21 protein-coding genes and 1 pseudogene are annotated in these 20805 nt (G+C 72.2%); 4 read left to right on the forward strand and 18 right to left on the reverse strand.

All coding sequences use genetic code 11. The annotated features are described in order from the left end of the window. The first annotated feature begins 111 nt into the window (after window positions 1-111). A complete protein-coding gene (locus K6U06_RS04970; RefSeq protein ID WP_410050988.1) occupies window positions 112-903 on the forward strand; it encodes an inositol monophosphatase family protein in 792 nt (263 codons plus the stop codon). A 105-nt stretch (window positions 904-1008) separates the two neighbouring features. On the opposite strand, the gene K6U06_RS04975 is transcribed toward K6U06_RS04970, so the two are convergent. From K6U06_RS04975 to K6U06_RS04985, 3 genes are all read right to left on the reverse strand, one after another. Beyond that, window positions 1009-2040, reverse strand: a complete 1032-nt coding sequence (locus K6U06_RS04975) for an ATP-dependent 6-phosphofructokinase (RefSeq protein WP_262320800.1) — start codon at window positions 2038-2040, stop codon at window positions 1009-1011. Between the two features lie 117 nt (window positions 2041-2157). Next, on the reverse strand, window positions 2158-2637 hold the full coding sequence (gene nrdR / locus K6U06_RS04980) for a transcriptional regulator NrdR (RefSeq protein ID WP_262320801.1): 480 nt from the start codon (window positions 2635-2637) through the stop codon (window positions 2158-2160). Between the two features lie 84 nt (window positions 2638-2721). Then, entirely contained in the window at window positions 2722-3099 is a 378-nt protein-coding gene (locus tag K6U06_RS04985; protein WP_262320802.1) for a LysM peptidoglycan-binding domain-containing protein, read from the reverse strand. A gap of 284 nt (window positions 3100-3383) precedes the next feature. Between K6U06_RS04985 and lexA the strand changes: the two genes are divergently transcribed. Then, window positions 3384-4016 (forward strand): transcriptional repressor LexA, encoded by a 633-nt coding sequence (lexA, locus tag K6U06_RS04990; protein WP_262320803.1) that lies wholly within the window; start codon window positions 3384-3386, stop codon window positions 4014-4016. Window positions 4017-4104: 88 nt separating this feature from the next. Here the strand turns inward: lexA and dapE are convergent, their stop codons facing one another. Both dapE and K6U06_RS05000 read right to left on the reverse strand, forming a co-directional pair. Then, window positions 4105-5172 carry a succinyl-diaminopimelate desuccinylase gene (dapE, locus tag K6U06_RS04995; RefSeq protein ID WP_262320804.1) on the reverse strand — a complete coding sequence of 356 codons (1068 nt, stop codon included), beginning with the start codon at window positions 5170-5172 and terminating at the stop codon, window positions 4105-4107. Between the two features lie 61 nt (window positions 5173-5233). Continuing rightward, window positions 5234-6058, reverse strand: coding sequence for a 2,3,4,5-tetrahydropyridine-2,6-dicarboxylate N-succinyltransferase (locus K6U06_RS05000; RefSeq protein ID WP_262320805.1), 825 nt, complete (start codon window positions 6056-6058; stop codon window positions 5234-5236). 203 nt (window positions 6059-6261) lie between these two features. Here K6U06_RS05000 and K6U06_RS05005 point away from each other — a divergent pair, with 203 nt between their 5' ends. Next, window positions 6262-7179 (forward strand): LLM class flavin-dependent oxidoreductase, encoded by a 918-nt coding sequence (locus K6U06_RS05005; protein ID WP_262320806.1) that lies wholly within the window; start codon window positions 6262-6264, stop codon window positions 7177-7179. A gap of 32 nt (window positions 7180-7211) precedes the next feature. Here the strand turns inward: K6U06_RS05005 and K6U06_RS05010 are convergent, their stop codons facing one another. The 8 genes and pseudogenes from K6U06_RS05010 to recA all read right to left on the reverse strand — a co-directional run bounded on the left by K6U06_RS05010 (window position 7212) and on the right by recA (window position 15523). Further along, complete coding sequence (locus tag K6U06_RS05010; RefSeq protein ID WP_262320807.1) at window positions 7212-8360, reverse strand: pyridoxal phosphate-dependent aminotransferase; 1149 nt, start codon at window positions 8358-8360, stop codon at window positions 7212-7214. Then, window positions 8357-9760, reverse strand: coding sequence for a GTPase HflX (gene hflX, locus K6U06_RS05015; protein ID WP_262320808.1), 1404 nt, complete (start codon window positions 9758-9760; stop codon window positions 8357-8359). Before hflX ends, K6U06_RS05010 begins: the two co-directional genes overlap by 4 nt. A gap of 31 nt (window positions 9761-9791) precedes the next feature. Then, entirely contained in the window at window positions 9792-10622 is an 831-nt protein-coding gene (gene dapF / locus K6U06_RS05020; protein WP_262320809.1) for a diaminopimelate epimerase, read from the reverse strand. Beyond that, window positions 10619-11464: a tRNA (adenosine(37)-N6)-dimethylallyltransferase MiaA gene (miaA, locus tag K6U06_RS05025; RefSeq protein ID WP_410050980.1), complete on the reverse strand. Its 846-nt coding sequence runs from the start codon at window positions 11462-11464 to the stop codon at window positions 10619-10621. Before miaA ends, dapF begins: the two co-directional genes overlap by 4 nt. Window positions 11465-11541: 77 nt before the next feature. Further along, the gene (miaB, locus tag K6U06_RS05030; protein WP_262320810.1) at window positions 11542-13011 is read right to left on the reverse strand and encodes a tRNA (N6-isopentenyl adenosine(37)-C2)-methylthiotransferase MiaB; all 1470 of its coding nucleotides are present in this window, start codon (window positions 13009-13011) and stop codon (window positions 11542-11544) included. A gap of 20 nt (window positions 13012-13031) precedes the next feature. Then, the gene (locus K6U06_RS05035) at window positions 13032-13586 is read right to left on the reverse strand and encodes a flagellar protein FlgN (RefSeq protein ID WP_262320811.1); all 555 of its coding nucleotides are present in this window, start codon (window positions 13584-13586) and stop codon (window positions 13032-13034) included. A gap of 355 nt (window positions 13587-13941) precedes the next feature. After that, a pseudogene (locus K6U06_RS05040) lies at window positions 13942-14196 on the reverse strand (stage V sporulation protein S); the annotation flags it as partial. 244 nt (window positions 14197-14440) lie between these two features. Continuing rightward, window positions 14441-15523 carry a recombinase RecA gene (gene recA / locus K6U06_RS05045; RefSeq protein WP_262320812.1) on the reverse strand — a complete coding sequence of 361 codons (1083 nt, stop codon included), beginning with the start codon at window positions 15521-15523 and terminating at the stop codon, window positions 14441-14443. A gap of 234 nt (window positions 15524-15757) precedes the next feature. Here recA and K6U06_RS05050 point away from each other — a divergent pair, with 234 nt between their 5' ends. Beyond that, window positions 15758-16402, forward strand: a complete 645-nt coding sequence (locus K6U06_RS05050) for an ACT domain-containing protein (RefSeq protein WP_262320813.1) — start codon at window positions 15758-15760, stop codon at window positions 16400-16402. A gap of 46 nt (window positions 16403-16448) precedes the next feature. Here K6U06_RS05050 and K6U06_RS05055 read toward each other — a convergent pair whose 3' ends face one another. From K6U06_RS05055 to thrB, 5 genes are read right to left on the reverse strand one after another with little or no spacing between them, the layout of a single operon-like run. Further along, entirely contained in the window at window positions 16449-17765 is a 1317-nt protein-coding gene (locus tag K6U06_RS05055; protein ID WP_262320814.1) for a competence/damage-inducible protein A, read from the reverse strand. Between the two features lie 2 nt (window positions 17766-17767). Further along, complete coding sequence (locus tag K6U06_RS05060) at window positions 17768-18379, reverse strand: CDP-alcohol phosphatidyltransferase family protein (RefSeq protein ID WP_262320815.1); 612 nt, start codon at window positions 18377-18379, stop codon at window positions 17768-17770. Window positions 18380-18383: 4 nt separating this feature from the next. Continuing rightward, window positions 18384-19709, reverse strand: a complete 1326-nt coding sequence (gene rimO, locus K6U06_RS05065; RefSeq protein ID WP_262320816.1) for a 30S ribosomal protein S12 methylthiotransferase RimO — start codon at window positions 19707-19709, stop codon at window positions 18384-18386. Window positions 19710-19737: 28 nt separating this feature from the next. Beyond that, window positions 19738-19890 (reverse strand): DUF5679 domain-containing protein, encoded by a 153-nt coding sequence (locus K6U06_RS05070; protein ID WP_262320817.1) that lies wholly within the window; start codon window positions 19888-19890, stop codon window positions 19738-19740. Between the two features lie 38 nt (window positions 19891-19928). Further along, on the reverse strand, window positions 19929-20789 hold the full coding sequence (thrB, locus tag K6U06_RS05075; RefSeq protein WP_262320818.1) for a homoserine kinase: 861 nt from the start codon (window positions 20787-20789) through the stop codon (window positions 19929-19931). Between the last annotated feature and the right edge of the window lie 16 nt (window positions 20790-20805).

Below are 20805 nucleotides of genomic sequence, written 5' to 3' on the forward strand. Positions count from 1 at the left end.
AGGCGGGCGGTCGTCGGCTACAACGGTGCGGTGGCCTCCCCCCAGCCCCCCACCGATGTCGACCGCCTCTTCGGCGCCGCCCCCGAAGGCGGGGATCCCCTCCTCGGCGAGCTGGCCGGCGTGGCGCTCGAAGCCGCGACGGCGGCCGCCTCGGTGCTCACCGCGTCGGTGGGCCGCCGGCTCCATCACGTAGACACCAAGTCCTCCGGGACCGACATGGTCTCGGAGGTCGACCGGGGCGCCGAGGCCGCGGTGTCCGCGGTACTGGGCCGCCTCCGACCTGACGACGGCCTACTTGCCGAGGAGGGGACCAGCCGGGACGGGTCAACCGGCGTCCGATGGGTGGTCGACCCGTTGGACGGCACCACCAACTACCTCTTCGGCATCCCGCAGTTCTGCGTGTCGATCGCCGCCGAGGTGGCCGGCGAACCGGTGGTCGGTATCGTCGTCGACCCGTCCCGCGACGAGACGTGGACCGCCGTCGCGGACCGCCAGTCGCGTTGCAACGGAGTGCCCTGCCACGTGGCAGACGGCCGTTCCACCCTGCCCAGCGCGCTGGTGTCCACCGGATTCGGTTACGCCGCGGCCCGACGGGCCTGGCAGGCCGGCGTTGCCGCCGCGATCATTCCCCAGGTGCGGGACCTCCGCCGGTTCGGGTCAGCGGCCCTCGACCTGTGCTGGGTGGCCGGCGGCCGGGTAGACGCCTACTACGAGTGGGGCCTCAATCCTTGGGACCTTTCGGCCGGGCGGATCATCTGCACGCAGGCCGGAGGACGGGTCGGCATCTTGGAGGGCCGGACCATCGTGGCGTCGGTCCCGGCTCTCTTCGATCCGCTTGTCGCCCTCCTCGACGCCGCCGGCGGCTTGGCCCCACCCGAGGGCAACGAACCCAAGCACTGGTAGACCCCGACCGGCCCGAACCGTTCGGCGCCGGCGGCTGAGCCGTGACCCCGGCTACGGCCGGGTCACGATCGGGGCGAGGAGGGATCCTCAGGCGAAGAAGGCTCCTCAGGCGAAGAAGGCTCCCGCCACGTCGTGGAGGAGGGAGGGGTCGACGGTCTTCAGCTTTGTCACCGCGTCGGACAAGCCGACACGGACGATCTCACCGGCTTGGAGCGCCACCATCTGGTCGAACGCCCCGTCGTGGACCGCGTCGATGGCAGCGATCCCGAACCGGGTGGCCAGCACCCGGTCGAACGCGGTCGGCGTGCCGCCCCGCTGCACGTGCCCGAGGATGGTGACCCGGGTCTCGAAGCCGGTGCGGGCTTCGATCTCGGGGGCGATCCTCGATGCGATGCCGCCGAGACGGGGATGGCCGAACTGGTCGAGCTCGGCCGCCGCCACTTCTAGCGTTCCCTCCTTGGGCATCGCGCCCTCCGCTACCACCACGATGGAGGCAAATCGGCCCTTGGCGTGGCGAGCGATCAGGGACCGGCAGATCTCCTCGATGTCGAAGCGCTCCTCGGGGACGAGGATCTCGGCCGCGCCGCCCGCGATGCCGGCGTAGGTCGCGATCCATCCGGCGTGGCGCCCCATCACTTCGCAGACGATCACCCGGTCGTGGGACTCCGCGGTGGTGTGGAGCCGGTCGATGGCCTCGGTGGCGATCTGCACCGCGGTGTGGAAACCGAAGGTCACCTCGGTGGCAGACAGATCGTTGTCGATCGTCTTCGGCACCCCGACCACCCGAACCCCGGCGCCGGCCAGCCGGTGGGCGACGCCGAGGGTGTCCTCGCCGCCGATGGCGACTAGCGCGTCGAGTTTGTGGGCCTCGATGGTCTCTACTGCCCGCTGCTCGCCGCGTTCGACCTTGTAGGGGTTGGTGCGCGACGTGCCGAGCACCGTGCCTCCCCTCGGCAGCAGCCCGCGACACCGTTCCACGTCGAGCACCATCGAGCGGTCCTCGATGACCCCCCGCCACCCGTCGAGGAAGCCGACGAACTCGTCGCCGAAGTGCACCTCGCCTTTGCGGACGACCGCCCGGATGACCGCGTTCAAGCCCGGGCAGTCACCGCCACCAGTCAAGACTCCAACGCGCATGGGGCTCCCCTTTCGGCGATTCGGCCTCTCCCCGCACCATAGCGACGCCTCCGGCGGCCCTCGCAATCGGCGCAGCCCCGCCAGGGCGAAGTGGACCCAACTGGCCAGGAGTGTCCCCTACGAATGGCCGCCCGGTGGCTTGGGACTGGTCGCTTTGTTGAGGAGCCCGACCTCTCGACGGAAATCGTTGGCGTCGGCGAAACCCTTGTAGACGCTCGCGAAGCGCAAGTACGCGACCTCGTCGGCGGCTCGCAACCCGTCCAGGACCGCCCTACCGACCCGCTCGCTGGTGACGTCGGTACCCTCCATTCGCACCCGCTCCTCGACCTCGAGCGCCAGGGATTCCATGCGGGCCAGGTCGAGCGGCCGGTTCTTGGCGGCCGATCGGATGCCCTCCACCACCTTGGCCCGGTCGAAAGGCTCGCGGGCGCCCGAACGTTTCACGACCATGAGCGGCACCTCCTCGAGACGCTCGTAGGTGGTGAACCGGCGCCCGCACGCCAGGCACTCTCGCCGGCGGCGGATGGCCGCGCCCTCCTCGGCCGTGCGCGAATCGACCACCTTGTCCTCTGGGTTGGAGCAATGGGGGCAGCGCACCACCGCCGACCCTACCGGGCGCCCACCCCGAACCATCGCAGGCCGCCACGCCGCCGCAGGCCGCCGGCGCCTTTCGCCGGAGGCTTAGGGGAGCAGGATCCGCTCCCCCACCTGGAGGGGCTGGCCGCCGGTCTCCTCGGCCAGCCGGTCGACCACCGGACGGATATCGCCGCGGGCACCGGATCGAAGGGCGATCGACCAGAGGGTGTCGCCGGGTCGGACCACCCACACCTTGGCCGCGGCGGGAGTGCCGACGGCGGCACCGGTGGCGGTGAGGGGACCGCCACCGGTGCCGCCGAGGGCCGCCTGCAGGGCGAACCAGAAACCGATGAGGAGCAAGGCCGTCCCAGCCAGCGCGACTCCTCTCCTCCGGCGGTAGACCACCGATGTCGGCACCCCGCACTCGGGGACGTCAGAACGGGCGCCGCCATAAGGCCGTCGTGCAACCTGCGCTGCAACCATGCTCGTCTCCTCCTCGGCTTCGGGTGGCGGCCGCTCCGGGCGCCGCTGACGGGTGGCTCCCTCCAGGGGAACACGTGTTCGTCATTTGACCAGAACGTGCGTTCGGTGTCAACCCCTCGTGGCAAACACACGTTCGCTCGATCCGTCGCCGTCGCCATCGAACACCTGTTTGGCTACTCCGGCTACAGTGTCCTACCGTGAAATCGCGTGGGGAGTCACCAGAGGTTCGGGAGAGCCTCGATCGGGACGCCTGACCGCACGGGCTACGGGACGAAAGGCACGCCATGACCGACACCGAGCTGACCGGCAAGCGCAGGGAGATCCTCGACTTCATCGCGGCGCAGATCCGAGAGCGCGGTTTCCCTCCCTCGGTCCGGGAGATCGGCGAGGCGGTCGGACTGACGTCTTCGTCGACGGTCCACACCCACCTGACCACCCTGCAAAAGCAGGGCTTCTTGCGCCGGGACCCCACCAAGCCCCGGGCCATCGAGGTCCGCTACGACACCAACTCCGGCGCGGCCATCGAGCGCCGCCCGACCCGTCACATCCCCCTCGTCGGCGAGGTGGCGGCCGGCACCGACGTGCTGGCCCAGCAAAACGTGGAGGAGTTGCTCCCGATGCCGGAGGACTTCACCGGGGACGGCCCGGTGTTCATGCTCAAGGTGAGGGGCGACTCGATGATCGAGGCGGGGATCCTCGACGGGGACTTCGTCGTCGTCCGCCAGCAGGCCGAGGCGTCCAAGGGTGACGTCGTGGTCGCTGGGATTCCCGGCGAGGAGGCGACCGTGAAGTTCTACGGCCGCAAGGGGGCCAAGGTCGTCCTCACGCCGGCCAACGCCCGTCTCCAGCCGATGGTGTTCGACCCCTCGGAGGTCACGCTGTTCGGCAAGGTGGTCACCGTGCTGCGCCGCCTCTGAGCGCCGGGCCGCTACCGCTAGCCGGGCCGCTGCCGCTACCGGTGCAGCGCCGCGGTCGCGCCCGTGCAGCCCGGCCGGGCGGGTGGGTTCAAGCGCCGCCGACCAGCACCCGGCGCAGGGAGCGGTGGGCGGCATCAAGGTCGGCGCGCTCGACGCGCTCTTGGGGGGTGTGGGCCAGCTCCGGGTCACCGGGACCGAAGTTCACTGCGGGCGTGCCTCGCCCGGCGAAGAAGGCCACGTCGGTCCACCCCAGCTTGGCTCGGGGCGGGCCGTCGGTGGTGGCCTGGAGGGCCTGCAGCACCGGATGGTCGAGGCCGGGCGGCGCGGCGGGGGCCACGTCGACGATCTCCACCTCGTCGCCCAGTCCGGCGTCGAGGTGGGGGGCTAGTAGCTGGCGGAGCCAGGCCTCGGCCTCGGCCTCGGTGCGGTCGGGAGCGAAGCGATGGCTGATCACGACCGACGCCCGGTCGGGTACGACGTTGCCGGCCACCCCGCCCTCGACGCTGACAGCGGAGAGCGCCTCCCGGTAAGTGCAGCCGTCGAGGACCGGCTGGCGCAGCGAGGCGCCGGCGACGGCGGCCAGCAGCGGAGACAGGCGGTGGAGGGCGTTGACCCCCATCCACGGGCGGGCGGTGTGAGCGCGGCGACCGCCGAGGGTGACTCGGGCCTTGAGCACTCCCTGGCACCCGGCCTCGATGACCGCCCCGGTCGGTTCGCCGAGGATGGCCACGTCGGCGGCTAGGAGGTCGGGGCGGGCCGCGTCGATGGCTAGCAGCCCATTGTCGGCTCGGGCCACCTCCTCGGCGGCGTAGAACACATAGGTCACCGGCCTAGCCGTGACGTCGAGCGTCTCGGCCAGCTCGAGCATGACCGCCAGGCCGCCTTTCATGTCGGCGCTGCCGAGGCCGCGGAGGACGTCGCCCTCCACGACAGGGTCGGCGTTGCCGTTGGCAGGGACGGTGTCGAGGTGGCCGGCGAGCAGGGTGCGGGGCCCGTCGCCGGCGCTGCGGGCGACGACGTTGTCGCCGACCCGGTCGACCTGCAACCACGGAACCGCCCGCAGGCGACCCTCCACGTGGTCGGCGATGGCCGTCTCGTGGTGGCTCTCGCTGGCGATGGCGACCAGCGCGGCGGTTGCCGCCAGGAGGTCGGTCACCGGGCGCCGCCGGTTGCCGGGAGGGACGCCGCCAGCCGGCGGCGGGCTGCCTTCGATGTCATCAGATGGCGACGCCGTGCTCGCGGAGCATGTCGTTGAGCTGGGCGCTGTCGTGGCGCTGACCTTCGGTCAGCCGACGGATGATCAGGATGCAGGGCAGCCCGAACGTGCCGCCAGGGAACTCGCGGGCGCGACTGGCCATGATCCCGACCGACCAGTCGGGGACGTGGCCCCGGCTCAGCTCTTTGCCGGTCTCTGCGTCGATCACCGGGATACCCGGGTTGAGGACGCAGCCCTCGCCGAGGACCGCGCCCCGCCCGACCCGGGCCCCCTGGGTGATCATGCACCGGCTGCCGATGAGCGCCTCGTCCTCGATGACCACCGGCGCGGCCTGCGGCGGCTCCAGCACTCCTCCGATGCCTACACCGCCGGAGAGGTGGACGTCCCGACCGATCTGGGCGCAGCTACCGACGGTGGCCCAGGTGTCCACCATCGTGCCGCTGCCGACGCGGGCCCCGATGTTGACGTAGCTCGGCATCATGACGACGCCGGGCTCGAGGTAGCTACCCCACCGGGCCGACGCCCCGGGCACCACCCGGACGCCGGCCGCGGCCAGGTCGTGCTTGAGGGGAAGTTTGTCGACGTATTCGAACGGCGCCGACTCGATGGTCTCCATCGCCGAGACCCGGAAGAGCAGCAGGATGGCCCGCTTCAGCCATTGGTGGACGACTATCTGGCCCTCGGCGCCGATCTCGGCCACCCGCGCCTGGCCCGAGTCGAGCAACCCGACCGCCTCGCGGACAGTCGATGCGGCGTCGCCATCAGCGGGGCTCAGCTCCGCCCGCAGGTCCCAAAGGTGGTCGATCTGTGCCGCGAGGTCAGCCATGGCCCAGACGCTACCGGCAGCGACCGGTGGGCTCGCGCTCCCCGCCGGCGCGCCCGACGCCGCTGGGCCGGCCAGCCGGCGCGGCGTTCGGCCGCGGCGGGGGCCATCCCGGGTAGGGTCCGCGACGGTCCGGGGCGACGGCGCCCGGCCTCCCGCCGCGGCTGCCACGCAGGGGACGAGCATGTATGGAGGAGCCAGCCCTGATGAAGGTACGAATCGGAGTCGGGGTCAGCGGTGACGTGGCCGGTCCCAATCCCCGCGCCGGCGGGCTCGGTGCCGTGGTCGACGCTCTGGCCGACCTGCGCTTCGACTCGATCTGGCTGCCGGAGATCCTCACCGCGTCCACCCCGGACCCGGCGGTGGCCTTGGCGTGGGCCGCGGCCCGGACGCCGAAGCTCAAGCTGGGGACGACCTGCCTGGTCCCTGGGCGCAACGTCATCCGCCTGGCGAAGTCCCTCGCGACCCTCGACGCCTTGTCGGAGGGCCGGCTGCTGCTGACCTTCGTGCCCGGCCTGGCGGTGGCCCCCGAGCGCGCCGCCATCGGCCCCGAGCCGAAGGTCCGGGGTGCGCTGATCGACGAGGCGCTGCCGCTGCTGCGCCGCTTGTGGGCCGGCGAGGAGGTGTCCCACCACGGCGCGGTCGGAGACTTCGACGGCGTCCGCTTGGCGCCGCTGCCGTTGCAACAGCCGCTCGAGCCGTGGCTGGGCGGCATGGCCCCCGAGGCCCTGCGCCGCTGCGGGGAGCTCGCGGACGGTTGGCTCCCAGCGCTGTGCACGCCGGAGGAGGCCGCTGCAGGACGGGAGGTGATCGACCGGGCGGCCGCCGCGGCGGGCCGGTCGATCGACCCGGAGCACTTCGGGGTCAGCGTCGGGTACGCCACCGCGCCGCTGTCCGACGCCGCCCTGGCGGCGCTGGCCCGCCGCAGCCGGGGCCATGACCCAGCGGAGCTGGTTCCGGTCGGTCACGCCGCGCTGCGCGCCACGCTGGAGGCGTTCGTAGCTGTCGGCTTCACCAAGTTCGTCCTCCGCCCGACCGGCCAGCCCGGAGACTGGGTCGAGGAGCTCAAGGCGCTCGCCGAGGGGGTGCTCGACCTCCAGACGGGCGGCTCCAAGCCGGGCTGACCTCCCCACAGCGCGGGCAGGGCCGCCCCGGCTCAGCAGCCCAGGCGCTCCGCCAGCAGATCCAGTTTGGCCATCGGCGCCACCATGGCCAGGCGCACGTAGCGCGACCCGGCCTCGCCGTAGAACTCGCCGGGAGACACCAGCACGCCGGCTTCCTTGGCCAGGCGGCCGGCGAGAGCCCACGCGTCTCCGTCCGGCGCCTCCACCCAAAGGTAGAAGCCGCCGGCGGGCAGGGCGCATGACAGGCCCAGGCCGTCGGCGAGGATGTCGCGGGCCCGCTCCAGGCGGGCCAGGTACAAGCGGCGCTGGGTGGCGACGTGGGACGAGTCGCCGAGCGCGGCCACGCCCGCCGCTTGGGCCGGCCCGGGGACCATCAGCCCGGCATGCTTGCGGACCTCGCGCAAGAAGCCGACCACGCCGGCGTCGCCGCTGTACCAGCCGACCCGGAGGCCGGCCAGGTTGGAGCGCTTGGACAGCGAGTGCAGGGCTACCACGCCGTCGGTGCCCGATGGGCCGCTGCCGTGGCCGAGGATAGTCCTGGGCGGGCCGTCCCACGTGAAGGGCGCGTAGCACTCGTCGCTGAAGACCAGCACGTCGTGGTCCCGGCCCCAAGCGGCGGCGGCCTCCAGGTCGTCGAGGCCGCCCGCCGGGTTGCCGGGGGTGTTGACCCACAGCGCCAGGGCCCGGGCGGCGTCGCTATCCGAGATCGTTGACAGGTCGATGCGCCACTGCTCGTCGACGGGCACGGGTACCGCCCGCAGCCCGGCCAGCTCGGCGCCCATGGCGTAGCTCGGGTAGGAGACCGCGGGGTAGAGCACGGTGTCGCGGCCGGGTCGGTGCAGCTTCAGCCACCCGGGGAGCGTGACGACGAACTCCTTGGTCCCGACGCACGCGCCGATCCGGTCCGGGTCGACCGCCGCCGCAGGCCCGAAGGTGGAGGTCATCCACGCCGCGGCCGCGCCGCGCAGCGCGGCGGTACCGACCGACGGCGGGTAGCCCCGTAGCGCCGACCCCCGGTCGGCGTCCGCCAGAGCGGCAAGCACCGGGGGCGGCGGCGGGTCGGTCGGGGTGCCGACCGACAGGTCGACCACCCCGCCGGGGAGCGCCTCGGCGGCCGCTAGGAGCGGGGCCAGGCGGTCGTAGGGGTAAGCGGGCGGCTGCCACCCGGCCCCGGCGCTCACGACTTCCCCGCCGGAGGCCCGGCGGAGACGCTCGGCGCAGTGGGCGGACCCGGCACGGAAGCAGGGGGGCCCGGCAAGGAAGCGGCGGGACCCGGGCCAGCATCGGCGGGACCCGTTGAGGGCGGGACTGGGGAGCGCAGGGCCGGCACCGCGAAGTCCCGGAACCGGGCCGCCCCGGCGCCGTCGACCCGGACCTCCAGGTAGGTGGAGTCGTCTTCGTGGGTCTCGATGAGCACCTCTCCCTCCCGGTGCACCGCGGCGAGGACGTCGCCGCGGTCGTAGGGCACCCGCAGGGCCACCACCTCCATCAGGGCCCGCAGCCGGTCGCCGACCGCGGTGAGCAAGTCGTCGATGCCCTCACCGGTCAGCGCGGAGATCATCACGCTGCCGGGGTAGCGCTCCGCGAGGCGCTTGGCCTCCCGGGAGACGTCCGCCTTGTTGAACGCCAGCAGCTCCGGCACCCCGCCCGCGCCGATCTCGCCCAGCACGGAGCGCACCGCCTCGATCTGCTCCTCGGGGTCAGGGGCCGCGCAGTCCACGACGTGCACGAGCAGGTCGGACTCGGTGACCACCTCGAGGGTCGAACGGAACGCCTCGACCAGCTGGTGGGGCAGCTTGCGCACGAAGCCCACGGTGTCCGACAGCAGCACCGACTCCCCGCCGGGCAGGGCCAGGCGGCGGGTCCTCGGGTCGAGGGTGGCGAAGAGCCGGTCCTCGACGAGCACCCCGGCGTCGGTCAGGCGGTTGAGCAGCGTCGACTTGCCGGCGTTGGTGTACCCGACGAGGGAGACGTTGGCCAGGCGGCTGCGCCGGCGGCCCTTGCGCTGCAGGCGGCGCTGGTCGGTCAGCTCCCGCAGTTCCGATTCCAGCTTGGTCATCCGCCGGACCAGGCGGCGGCGGTCCACCTCGAGCTGGGTCTCGCCCGGGCCCCTGGTGCCGATGCCGCCGGCTTGCTGCGACAGCGCCTTCCCCCGGCCGCGCAGGCGCGGCAGGCGGTAACGCAACTGGGCCAGCTCCACCTGGGCCTTGCCCTCCATGGTGCGGGCGTTCTGGGCGAATATGTCGAGGATGACCGCGGTGCGGTCGATGGCCGTGCGTCCCAGGATCTTCTCCAGGTTGCGGGACTGCGCGGGGCTCAGCTCGTCGTCGAACACGACGGTGTCGGCGTCGACTACCAGCGACAGGTCCCGCAGCTCCTCGGCCTTGCCCTTGCCGATGTAGGTGGCCGGATCCGGGTGGTCCCGCCGCTGGAGGACCCGGGCCTTCTCGTCGGCGCCGGCGGTGTCGACCAGCAGCGACAGCTCGTCGAGGTGGCGCTCGGTGTCCTCGTCGCTTCCCGGCGGGACGGTGACGCCGACGAGGATGATCTTCTCCCGAAACGACCGTTCGATGAGGCTCACAGCCGACCGCTTCCTGTCACAGAAAGAGCCATCACGAGAGGCTGCAGCGCCCGATGCGCCGGCTCGGTCCGGACAGCACCACGGTGCCGTCCGGACGCCATTCGACGGCTACCGACCCGCCGGGCTGGTGCACGGTGACCGCCCGCCCGACCCGCCCCCAGTGATGGAACGCCACCGCCGCCGCGCACGACCCGGTCCCGCACGCCTGGGTCTCGCCCACGCCGCGCTCCCACACCCGCATGGTGACCTCGTCGGGTCCCGGTCCGAGGGTGGCGAACTCCACGTTGAGGCCGCCGGGCTCGCTGGCCTCCAGCATCGCCCCGAGACCCGCCACGTCAACGCCGGCGGGATCGGGGCCGGCGACGACGAGGTGGGGGTTGCCCATGTTGACGAGGAGCTGGCCGTGCCCGACGTTGCAGCGGTCGGCGGAGCCGATGACCTTGGGCTGGCCCATGTCGACCCGGGCCCAGGTGGTGCCGGGCGCGGCCGTCGGGCTGATCGTCACCGACCGCCGGCCGGCGGGGGTCAGGACCCCGAACGCGACCCCGGCCTCCACCATCCCGGCGTCGAGGGCGGCGTGGGCCATGCAGCGCATGCCGTTGCCGCTCATCTCGGCCTCGGAACCGTCCGCGTTCCACAGCTCGAAGACCAGCACCGCGTCGGTGCCCTCCGGGGCCCGCCGGGCCCGGATGAGGCCGTCGGCGCCGAAACCGAGATGGCGGTCGCACGCGGCGCGGGCCAGGTCGGGGCCGGCGCTGATGTCGGTGCCGTCCGGGTCGAGCAGCACGAGGAAGTCGTTGCCGACGCCCTCGAGCTTGACCAGCTCGGGGGTGGGCGGGCGGGGGGTGGGTTCGGGGTTCATCGCTTCCTCCAGTCTCCCAGGAGCGGGGCCACAACGGCGAGGGGATTCCCTCTGGTGCCGTACCAGGCGATGCGGGGGTCGCGCCGCCACCACATCCGCTGCCGGCGGGCGAAGGCCCGGGTCCGGTTCACCGCCTGGTCCAGCGCCTCGGGGAACGCCACCCCGTCCTCGAGGTGGGCCAGCACCTCCCGGTATCCGAGGGCCTGGCGGGCGGTGCGCGACAGGCCACCGGCGCGAAGCGCTTGGACCTCCTCCACCAGCCCGGCGTCGACCATCGCCGCCATCCGGGCCGCGATCCGCTTCGCGCCGGCCACTCTCGGCATCCACAGCCCGGCGATCCTCCACGGGGTGGCGGGGAAGGCGTCCAGTCCCGGTCCGAAGGTGGAGAAAGGACGCCCGGACCCGACGGTCACCTCGAGGGCGCGCACCACCCGCCGGCGGTTGGCGGGCTCCATCCGTGACGCGGCCAACGGGTCGAGAACCTGCAGCCGCCGGTGCAGCCCGAGGGTGTCGGGGTCCGAGTCGAGGCCGGCGCGCACCTCCGGCCAGGTCCCGGGCGGGACCAACCCGTCGACCACCGCCTGGAAGTACAGGCCGGTCCCCCCCACTAGAAGCGCTCGCCGGCCCCGGCCCTCGATCCCGGCGATGGCCGCCCGGGCCGCTTCGGCGTAGCGGGCGACGTGGTACTCCTCGGACGGGTCGGCGACGTCGAGCAGATGGTGGGGCACCCCGGCTCGTTCGGCGATCGTCGGCGTGGCGGTGCCGATGTCCATTCCCCGGTACACCTGCATCGAGTCGACGGTGACGATCTCGACGTCGCCGAGCGCCGCGGCGACCTCCACCGCGACCGCCGATTTCCCCGACGCGGTCGGCCCGACGAGAGCCAGGTGACCGGCGCCGGCCGGTTCCAGCCCAGCGCTCAGAGGACCGCGACCGGGATGCGGGTCCGGTGCCGGGGCGGCGCGGTGACCTCGAGCAGGCGGCCTTCCAGGAAGTGGGGGGCGCCCCTCGTGATCTCCACCATCGCCAGCGCGCCGGTCGGAGCGGGGCCGGTGAAATGGACCAGCTTGTTTTGACGGGTGCGGCCGCTCAACACGTTCGGGTCACGCTTGGAGGGCCCCTCGACCAGGACCTCGTCGACGCGTCCCTCGCGGGCCATGTTGGAAGCCAGGGCCGAGCGTTCGACCACCACTCGCAGCGCCTCGAAACGCGCCGCGACAACCGCCGGGTCTACGAACGCAGCGGTCATGGCCGCCGCCTCGGTCCCGGTGCGAGGTGAGTAGATGAACGTGTACGCGCTGTCGTAGGCCGCCTCGGCCGCCACCGCCAAGGTGGCGTCGAAGTCGTCGTCGGTCTCGCCGGGGAACCCCACGATGATGTCGGTGCTGACCGCCAGGTCGGGGATCCCGGCTCGGGCCGCGGCCAGCTTCTCCAGGTACCGTGCGGAGCTGTACCCGCGGTGCATGGCGGCCAGGATCCGGTCGCTGCCCGACTGCAGCGGCAGGTGGAGGTGCTCGCAGACGGCGGGCTCCTCGGCCATGGCCGCGATGGTCTCGGGGCGGAGGTCCTTAGGGTGGGGACTGGTGTAGCGAACCCGGCCGATGCCCTCCACCCGGGCCACGGCCCGCAGCAGGTCGGCGAAAAGGGGACGGGCCCGGGGCCGTTCGGCCGCGGTCCACTCGGCGCCGACCAGCGCAGCGGCGTCGCGCCAGTCGGGAGCGGTGCGCATCCTGGTGGTGAGGTCCCGGCCGTAGGAGTTGACGTTTTGGCCGAGGAGAGTCACCTCGAGGGTGCCGGCGGCCGCCAGCTGCTCGACCTCGGCGACGACGGAGCCGAAGGGCCGGCTGGCCTCAGGGCCGCGCACGGAAGGCACGATGCAAAAGGCGCAGTTGTTGTCGCAGCCGACCTGGATGGTCACCCACGCCGCCCACGCCTGGTCCCGCCGGGTCGGAAGCGCCGACGCGAACGCCGGGTCGTCGCCCTCATCGGCCTCGATGATCTCGGTCACCGGGCCGAACGTCGACTCCGACTCGCGTAGCAGGTCGGCGGCCCGGGAGATGTTGTGGGTGCCCCACACGGCGTCCACCCACGGAGCCTTGCGGGCCACCAGGTCCCGGTCCTTTTGGGCCAGGCACCCGCCGACCGCGATCTGCATGCCGGGTCGGCGGTCCTTGACCGATTTGAGGTGCCCGAGGGTGCCGTAGAGCTTGTTGTCGGCGTTCTCCCTGATGCAGCAGGTGTTGAGGACTACGACGTCGGCGTCTTCCACGCCCTCGGCGGCCACCAAACCGTCGGCTTCCAGCACGCCGGCCAGGCGCTCAGAGTCGTGCTCGTTCATCTGGCACCCGAAGGTGCGGATGAAGTAGCTGCGGGGCGCGGGTTGCGGCACGCCCAGAGCTTACGGGACCCTCAGGCCAGGAACTCGGCCAGGGACGGCTGGAGCACCTCGACGCTGACCGCCATCGCCCCGCGGGTCGCCACCTGGTGAGCCACCAGGTGCAACGCCAGCTCGGCGGGCTGCTGGTCCAAGTCGAGGGCCATGGAGGCGTCGAGGTCCTCGAGCGCGGCGGCTACCAGGTTGCTGTCGAGGGCCAGCAGGGACCGGGTCTCCTCGGCCAGGCGGCCGAGCTCCGCGGTTTGCGCCGCCAGCGCCCGGCGGTGGGCCCGGAAGATGTCGGGCCACGGATCGTTGAGCCGGTCGATGAGCTCGCGTAGGGGAGGCAGGTCGGCGACGCCCAGCTCGCGGGCCAGGGCGGCGAACGCCACCGCTCGGGACAGCTCGGCCGAGCGGATCTCGTCGAGCACCGCGGCGACCTCGTCGGAGGCGCGAGACAGCCAGCGAACCTGGCCCGACCGCAGCACCAGCTGCTCGGCGATGAGCTTGAACTCCAGGCGGTCCAGCACCTGCCGCTCGCACCAGAGCAAGCTCGACAGCTCCTGGAGGGCGATGTCGATGCCGGCCATATCCATCACACCTAACCCTTCGGCACCGACCGGCGCCACGTGAGGTTCTGCGCAGCGCAGAATGCGGCTTATTGCGCCGCCTGACTGGCCCATCTGGGGGAGCCCGCCGGCATCTTTATCTGGAGCTGGGAGCCGGCACCGCGGGTTGGGCGCCGCCCGGCGCTGGGGGGGCGGGGTCGGTGGCGAGGGGCGGGGCCACCTGATGCGCGCCGACCTGATGCGCGCCGACCTGATGCGCGCCGACCCGATCCGGGCCGACCTGGCCCGGATCGACCGGATCCGCGGCAGTCAGATCCACGCCGGGCACGTCCACGCCGGTCAGGTCAAGAGGGGCTCGGTCTTCCACCCGATCGGTCTCGACGAGCAGGCGGATGGCGGTCCGGCTCTGCCCGTCGATCTCGATGTCGGCGAACGTCGGGCGGCAGTGGAGGTCCAACCCCGACGGAGCGACGTAGCCACGAGCGATCGCCACGGCCTTGATCGCCTGATTGAGGGCGCCGGCTCCGACCACCTGGACCTCCGCGACGCCATGGTTGCGGACCATCCCGGCCAGCGCCCCGGCCACGGCGTTGGGCGTTGACCTGCTCGAGACCTTCAGGATCTCCGTCACGCGACGACGGCTTCGATCATGAGGCTCCTCGGCGACAAGGGACAACGGACACGCCGGGCCGATGACCCACAGAACCGGACGTACCGGAAGGTTCGACGCCTGTCACGGATGTTCCTTCTGCCCCGCTCACCACTCCCACCACCGTCGACGCCGCGCAAGGTGGCGGGTTTACAGCGCCTGGTCACCGGTTGCCCGCCGGCGCAGAAGCTGGCTGGCGGGGGCGGCGGTGCCGCCCCCGCCAGCGTCAATCCTTGAGGGAGATCGGCTCGTCGTCTTCCGGGCGGGCACCGAGTTGGTCGTCGAGCGGCGGGCCGTCGCCTATACCGGTCTCCTGGCGGACCCGCTCGGAGATCTCGATCATGAGTTCCAGGTTCTCGACCAGGAAGTTCTTGGCGTTCTCCCGGCCCTGGCCCAGCTGCTCGCCTTCGTAGGTGTACCAGGCACCCGACTTCTTGACGATGTTGAGATCAACCGCGATGTCGATGAGCGACCCCTCGCGGCTGATTCCCTTGCCGTACATGATGTCGAACTCGGCCTGACGGAACGGGGGCGCCACCTTGTTTTTGACGACCTTCACCCGGGTGCGGTTGCCGACCACCTCGGCGCCGTCCTTGATGGACTCGATGCGCCGGATGTCGAGGCGGACCGAGGAGTAGAACTTGAGGGCCCGGCCGCCCGGAGTGGTCTCCGGCGAGCCGAACATCACCCCGATCTTCTCCCGCAGCTGGTTGATGAAGATGCAGATGGTGTTGGACCGGCTCAAGGTGGCGGTCAGCTTGCGCAGCGCCTGGGACATCAACCGGGCCTGCAGGCCGACGTGGGAGTCGCCCATGTCACCTTCGATCTCCGCCCGGGGGGTCAGGGCGGCCACCGAGTCGATGACCACGACGTCGAGCGCCCCGGACCGGATCAGCATGTCGGTGATCTCGAGGGCCTGCTCGCCGGTGTCCGGCTGGGAGATCAGCAGGTCGTCGACGTTGACCCCGATCGCCGCGGCGTAGACCGGGTCCATGGCGTGCTCGGCGTCCACGTAGGCACAGATGCCACCGTTGCGCTGGGCCTCGGCCACGACGTGCATGGCCAAGGTCGACTTGCCGGAGGACTCCGGCCCGTAGATCTCCACGACCCGCCCTCTCGGCAGGCCGCCGATCCCGAGGGCGATGTCCAGGGCGAGGGCCCCGGTCGGGATGGCCTCGATGGCCATGCTCGACTTCTCGCCCATCCGCATGACGGCGCCCTTGCCGAACTGCTTCTCGATCTGGCCCATCGCCATATCGAGTGCCTTGTCTCGCTCCACCGTGTGCCTTTCGTGTCGCTCTGCTGTCATTGCCTACCGTCCCAACGTTGGTTGCACCGTGACCCTACGGAAGGGGTGTGACAGTCCCGACCAACCGGCATCTTGAAGAGCGGCGGGGACCACACCGCTGTCATGCAGACACCCTATGCACGAACGGATGTTCGATGGTGGATGGTTTGCGGCGACCGGTCGCCGCCCGGCGGTTCACGGGAGGCTGACCCCGGAGAAACATTGCCGAAATCTGACGTCCGTACGGTCCGGTTCATGCCGTTCCTCGTCCGTCTGCGCATCGCTCTGGCCGATCAGCCCGGCGCGCTGGCCCGCGTGGCCGCGGTGATCGCGGAGCACGGAGGCAACATCACCGCAGTCGACGTCCACCGGGCCGGGGTCAACGCGGTCGACGACGTCGTCGTCGAATGGCCCGACGACACCGCGGACATCGACCGGCTGCGGGACGCCCTGGCCGGCAGCGGCGCCGGCGACCTGCGCTCCCACCAGGCGGCCCGCCAGGTCGACCCGGTGGTCGCCGCCCTCCGCCGGGCGGTCGACATCGTGGCCGCAGGGGGCGGCGACAGCGACTTGATCGCTGCGGTGGCGGAGGTGTGCGCGTCGCCGGCGGTGTGGATATCCCCGGCGGGAGAGGACACCGCCATCGAGGCGGGCCGCATGGCGCGCGAGGGCGGCGGTGCGGTGTCGGTGCGGACCACCGAGCTACCGGCCGCGGTCGCCGAGCGGCTGCCAGGCGAGGCGTGGCTGCTCGCGGTACCGGACCCGGAGGTGGTGGGCGACGGCCGGGTCGTGTTCGTGGCTCGGGGCCCGCAAAGCGAGTTCACCAACACCGAGATCGCCCGGATAGAGGCTCTGATGGACCTTGACGCCCGCGTCGCGAGGATGCAGGCCGGCCGGTAGCCAACCGGCAGAGCGGCTGGTCCTCCGGCCGGGCGGCGGCCCGCTTCTAGCCGGCGGTTGGTCGCGGCTGGTCCGCCGGCAGGCCGAGCAGGCGGCGACGGAGGTGGTCCAAGGCGGAGATGACCGTCAGCGCCCGCACCTCCGGGCGGCCTCCCGGCAGCGACAGGCGCGCCGCGGCGGTCGATCCCTCCAGCCACGACCCGACCCAGACCGTCCCGACCGGCTGCCCTTCCTGCTCGTCGGGCCCCGCGACGCCGGTGACCGCCAGGCCTACGTCCGCGCCGAGGACCCGCGCCGCTCCGGCAGCCATCGCCTCGGCGGTTCGGGAGGAGATGACCGGTCCTTCGGGCACCCCGAGCACGTCGCGCTTGACGTCAGTGGCGTAGGACACCACGCCGCCCCGGAACCAGCGGGAGGCGCCGGGGACGTCTGTGAGGCGTGAGCCGAGGAGGCCGCCGGTCAGCGACTCGGCGACCGCCAGGGTCAGGCCGCCGGCGAGCAGCGCGTCGCCGACCACCGACTCCATGGTCTGCTCGTCCACCGCGAACACCCGGTCGCCGAGCAAGGCCCGCACCTCGGCCTCCTCCCCGTCGAGCAGGGCGGCGGCTTCCGCGTGGAGCAGGCCCTCGGACCCCTCGTCGGCCTCTGCCGTGACCTTCGCCGTGATCCGCACCTTGATCCCCTCCGCGCCGCTCGCCAGGAACGCGATCGCGGGGTTGCCGACCCTCTCGAGGGCATCGAGGCGCGGCGCCAGGATGTCCGCCACCGTCGACTCGCCCAGGCCCCAGGTGCGCAAGGTCCGGCTGGCGATGACCGACCGGTCGCCTGAGCGGGCGAGCAGGTCGGGCAGCACGGCCCGCTCGATCATCTCGCGCATCTCTCCCGGCACGCCGGGCACCGCGTAGATCACCCTGGCCGCTTCGCCGGCGACGGGGCCGGTAACCGGGCAGATCAGGCCGGGCGCGGTTCCCCGCACCTGGGGGATGACCGTCGCCCCCGCGGGGACGTCGGCCTGGCGCCGGTTGTTGTCGGTCATGGGGTGTCGCCAGCGAGCGAACATCTCCTCGATGCGCTGCTCCACGTCCTTGTCTCGCTCCAGCCCGACGCCCATGACCTCGGCGATGGCCTCCCTCGTTATGTCGTCCTGGGTCGGACCGAGGCCGCCGCAGCAGATCACCGCGTCGGCGCGCCCCAAAGCGGCCCGCAGCGCCGCGGTGATGCGGGCCCGGTTGTCGCCGACCTTCACCGCCATCACGCAGTCGAGGCCATGCGCGGCGAGCTGCTCGCCTATCCACGCCGAGTTGGTGTCGATCACGTAGCCGAGCAGGAGCTCCGTGCCGACCGCGACGACCTCGACGCGCACGCTCAGGGCCTGCCGGCCCGCCGGACTGCGCCGGAGCGGCCGTCGGCCAGGTACTGACCGAAGCTGACCACCGCCAGAAGGACCGCGACCCACAGCACCTCGCGCCCGACCGCCGGGTGGTGACGGCCGATGGCCGGGATCAAGATCAGCCCGACGGCGAGGTCCTGGGTGGCGGTCTTGGCCTTGGCCAGGGGTCGGGCCGGGATCGAGACGCCGCCCCGGGAGCGGGCGCTGCGGTACAGGCTCATGGCCACCTCGCGAGCGGCGATGATCACCACCGGAACCCAGCTCACCCTCCCGCTGCCGGCCAGGGCCGCTAGGGCGCCGAGCACCAGCGCCTTGTCGGCCAGCGGATCCAAGAACGCCCCCGAGGTGGTCGGCCCCTCGCGGCGGGCGACCCACCCGTCGAGGAAGTCGGTGCTGGCCAGAACGACCCAGACCGCGACGTTGGCCCACGACGGGCCGAGGACCACGATTAGCACGACCATGAACGGCGTAGCCAGCATCCTGAGCATGGTGATGGCGTTGGCCGGCGTCACCCGCGCGCTGCGCTGGTACTTGAACACCCGAGGGCCGGTGCGCAGCTCGGCCTCCGGCCTGGGGACGCTGGCCACCGGCTCAGCCGGCTCTCGTGAGCGCAGCCGCGGTCACCTCTGCGCCGCTGCCGGCCGGGACGGCGTCTAGGTCGGGGCCGTCCGCGGCGACGATCTCGACATCGACGAACGAGCCCACCGGGAGCGAGAGGGGCACGTTGATGATCCCGTCGATCTCGGGGGCTTCCCGGTGGCTGCGGGCCACACCCGGACTGTCGACGAGCACCCGTGTCGTGGTACCCACTAGGGCGCTGCGGGCCGCCGCGGTGAGGCGATCTTGGATCTCGCTGCACTCCGCCAGGCGCTCCTGCATCAAGGCGGGGGCGACGGCGCCGTCCAGCCCGGCGGCGTAGGTGCCGTCCTCGGCTGAGTACGAGAAGAATCCGGCCCAGTCCAGGCGGGCCTCCTCGAGGAAGGCCAGCAGCAGGTCGTGGTCCTCCTCGGTCTCCCCCGGGTAGCCGACGATGAACGACGACCGGAACGCGGCGTCGGGGTAGCGGGCCCGGATGTCGGCGATGCGGTCGAGGAAGCGCTCCCCTGAACCCCAGCGCCGCATCCGCCGAAGGTGGGGGCGGGAGACGTGCTGGAGGGAGAGGTCGAAGTAGTGGCAGTCCGTGGCGCCCATCACATCGATCAGACCGTCGGTCAGATCGGATGGATACAGGTACAGGAGCCGGGTCCGGGCGGCTCGCTGCGCCACGCCGGCGACGAGCGCCTCGATCTGCTTGGCGCCCAAGTCCCGGCCGTAGGAGGCCAGGTCCTGAGCGACGAGGACCACCTCGGGCACCGCGAGCGATTCCACTTCGGCGAAGATCGCCTCGGGGAGCCGGGAGCGCTGCGCGCCCCGGAACGACGGGATGGCGCAGAACCCGCACTTGCGGTCGCATCCCTCCGCCACCTTGACGTACGCCCATGGGGCCGAGCTGGCCGGCCGGGGCAGGTTGAGCAGGTCGAAGGCGGGGACCGGGACCGAAGCGGCGGGCCCGCCAAGAGCCGGCTTGACCCCAAGGGTGACCGACACCGCCGCCTCGGGGGGCGCCAGCGCCGCGCCGAACCCGGCCACCCGGTCGACCTCCGGCAGGGCCGCGGCGAGCTCGTCGCCGTAGCGCTCCGCCATGCAGCCGGTCACGACCAGCTTGGCGCCCGGCCGGCGGGCGTCGGCCAGCGCCAGCACCGTATCGATCGACTCTCGCCGAGCCGCTTCGATAAAGGCGCAGGTGTTGACCACGACGAGATCCGCCTCGCCGGGGGCCGAGGCCGCCCCGTAGCCGTCAGCTTCGAGGGTGCCGACCAGCTTCTCGGAGTCCACCTGGTTCTTGGGGCATCCGAGGGTTTCCAGCCAGTACCGCACCGCTGCAGCCTACAAGGAGGCCGGGTGCCTACTTCTTCGTGCTGAGCATCCGGTTCATCTTGGTGCCGCAGACCGGGCAGGTGCCCTGTGCCGCGGGCCGCCCGTTGGCGAGTGTGACCTCTTCGCCCTCGAACTCACGCTTGGTCTTGCACTTCACGCAGTATCCCTCGTAGGTGGCCATGAGGCTTCCTCTCTGTAGGCGGACGGGACCACGCCACCCTAGTGACCGGCATCCCCTAGCACGGTGACCCCCTCCCGGTCGGCGTCGAGCAGCAGGACCCGCCCGGGTACGGAGCGGGCCTGCAGCGCCGAGCCGGTGGCGGCTTGGACCGCCGCCGCATCCTCCGCCGCGCACACCGCGAGGAGGCTGGGACCAGCCCCCGACCAGCACGCGCCGAGGGCGCCGGCACCGATCATGTCAGCCAGGATGCCCGGCGCTTCTGGGAACAGCGACGAGCGGGCGTCTTGGTGGAGCCGGTCCTCGAACGCCTCCTGCCCGAGGAGTCGATGATCGGCCAGGCCGGCGACGGTCAGCGCCATCCGCCCCAGGTTGAACCGGGCGTCGGTGTGCTCGACCTGCGCGGGCAGCGCAGCGCGAGCTTCTTTGGTGGCCAGCGCTCGGTCCGGAACCGCCACCACGAAGCGGAGCGCCGGGTCCAACTCGAGGCGGCGGGTGACGGGGCGTCCCGCGACCATGGTCGCCGCGACCAGGCCGCCGAGAGCGGAAGCCGCGGCGTTCTCGGGATGCCCGTCCACCCGGGCGCCGATGGCGAGGGGATCCGCGGCGCCCGCCGCGGCCGCGGTGGCCACCGCCAAGGCCGCCGAGGAGCCGAGGCCCCTCCCGACGGGGATGTCGGAGTGCACCCGAATGTGCAGCCGGTCGTGGCCTACCACCTCGACGGCTATCTGCGCCGCCAGGTGGGTGGCGTCAGCTGGCAGTTCGGATCCGCAGCCGGTGGCGCTCACAACCAGCCGATCTGCGGGGGTGACCTCGACCTCCACGTACAAGGCGAGGGCCACGGCCAAGACGTCGAAGCCGGGACCGAGGTTGGCCGAAGAGGCGGGGGAACGGGCGCGCACGGGCGCACACGGTAGG

The organism is Acidiferrimicrobium sp. IK, from assembly GCF_025499425.1.
Lineage (GTDB): Bacteria > Actinomycetota > Acidimicrobiia > Acidimicrobiales > Palsa-688 > Acidiferrimicrobium.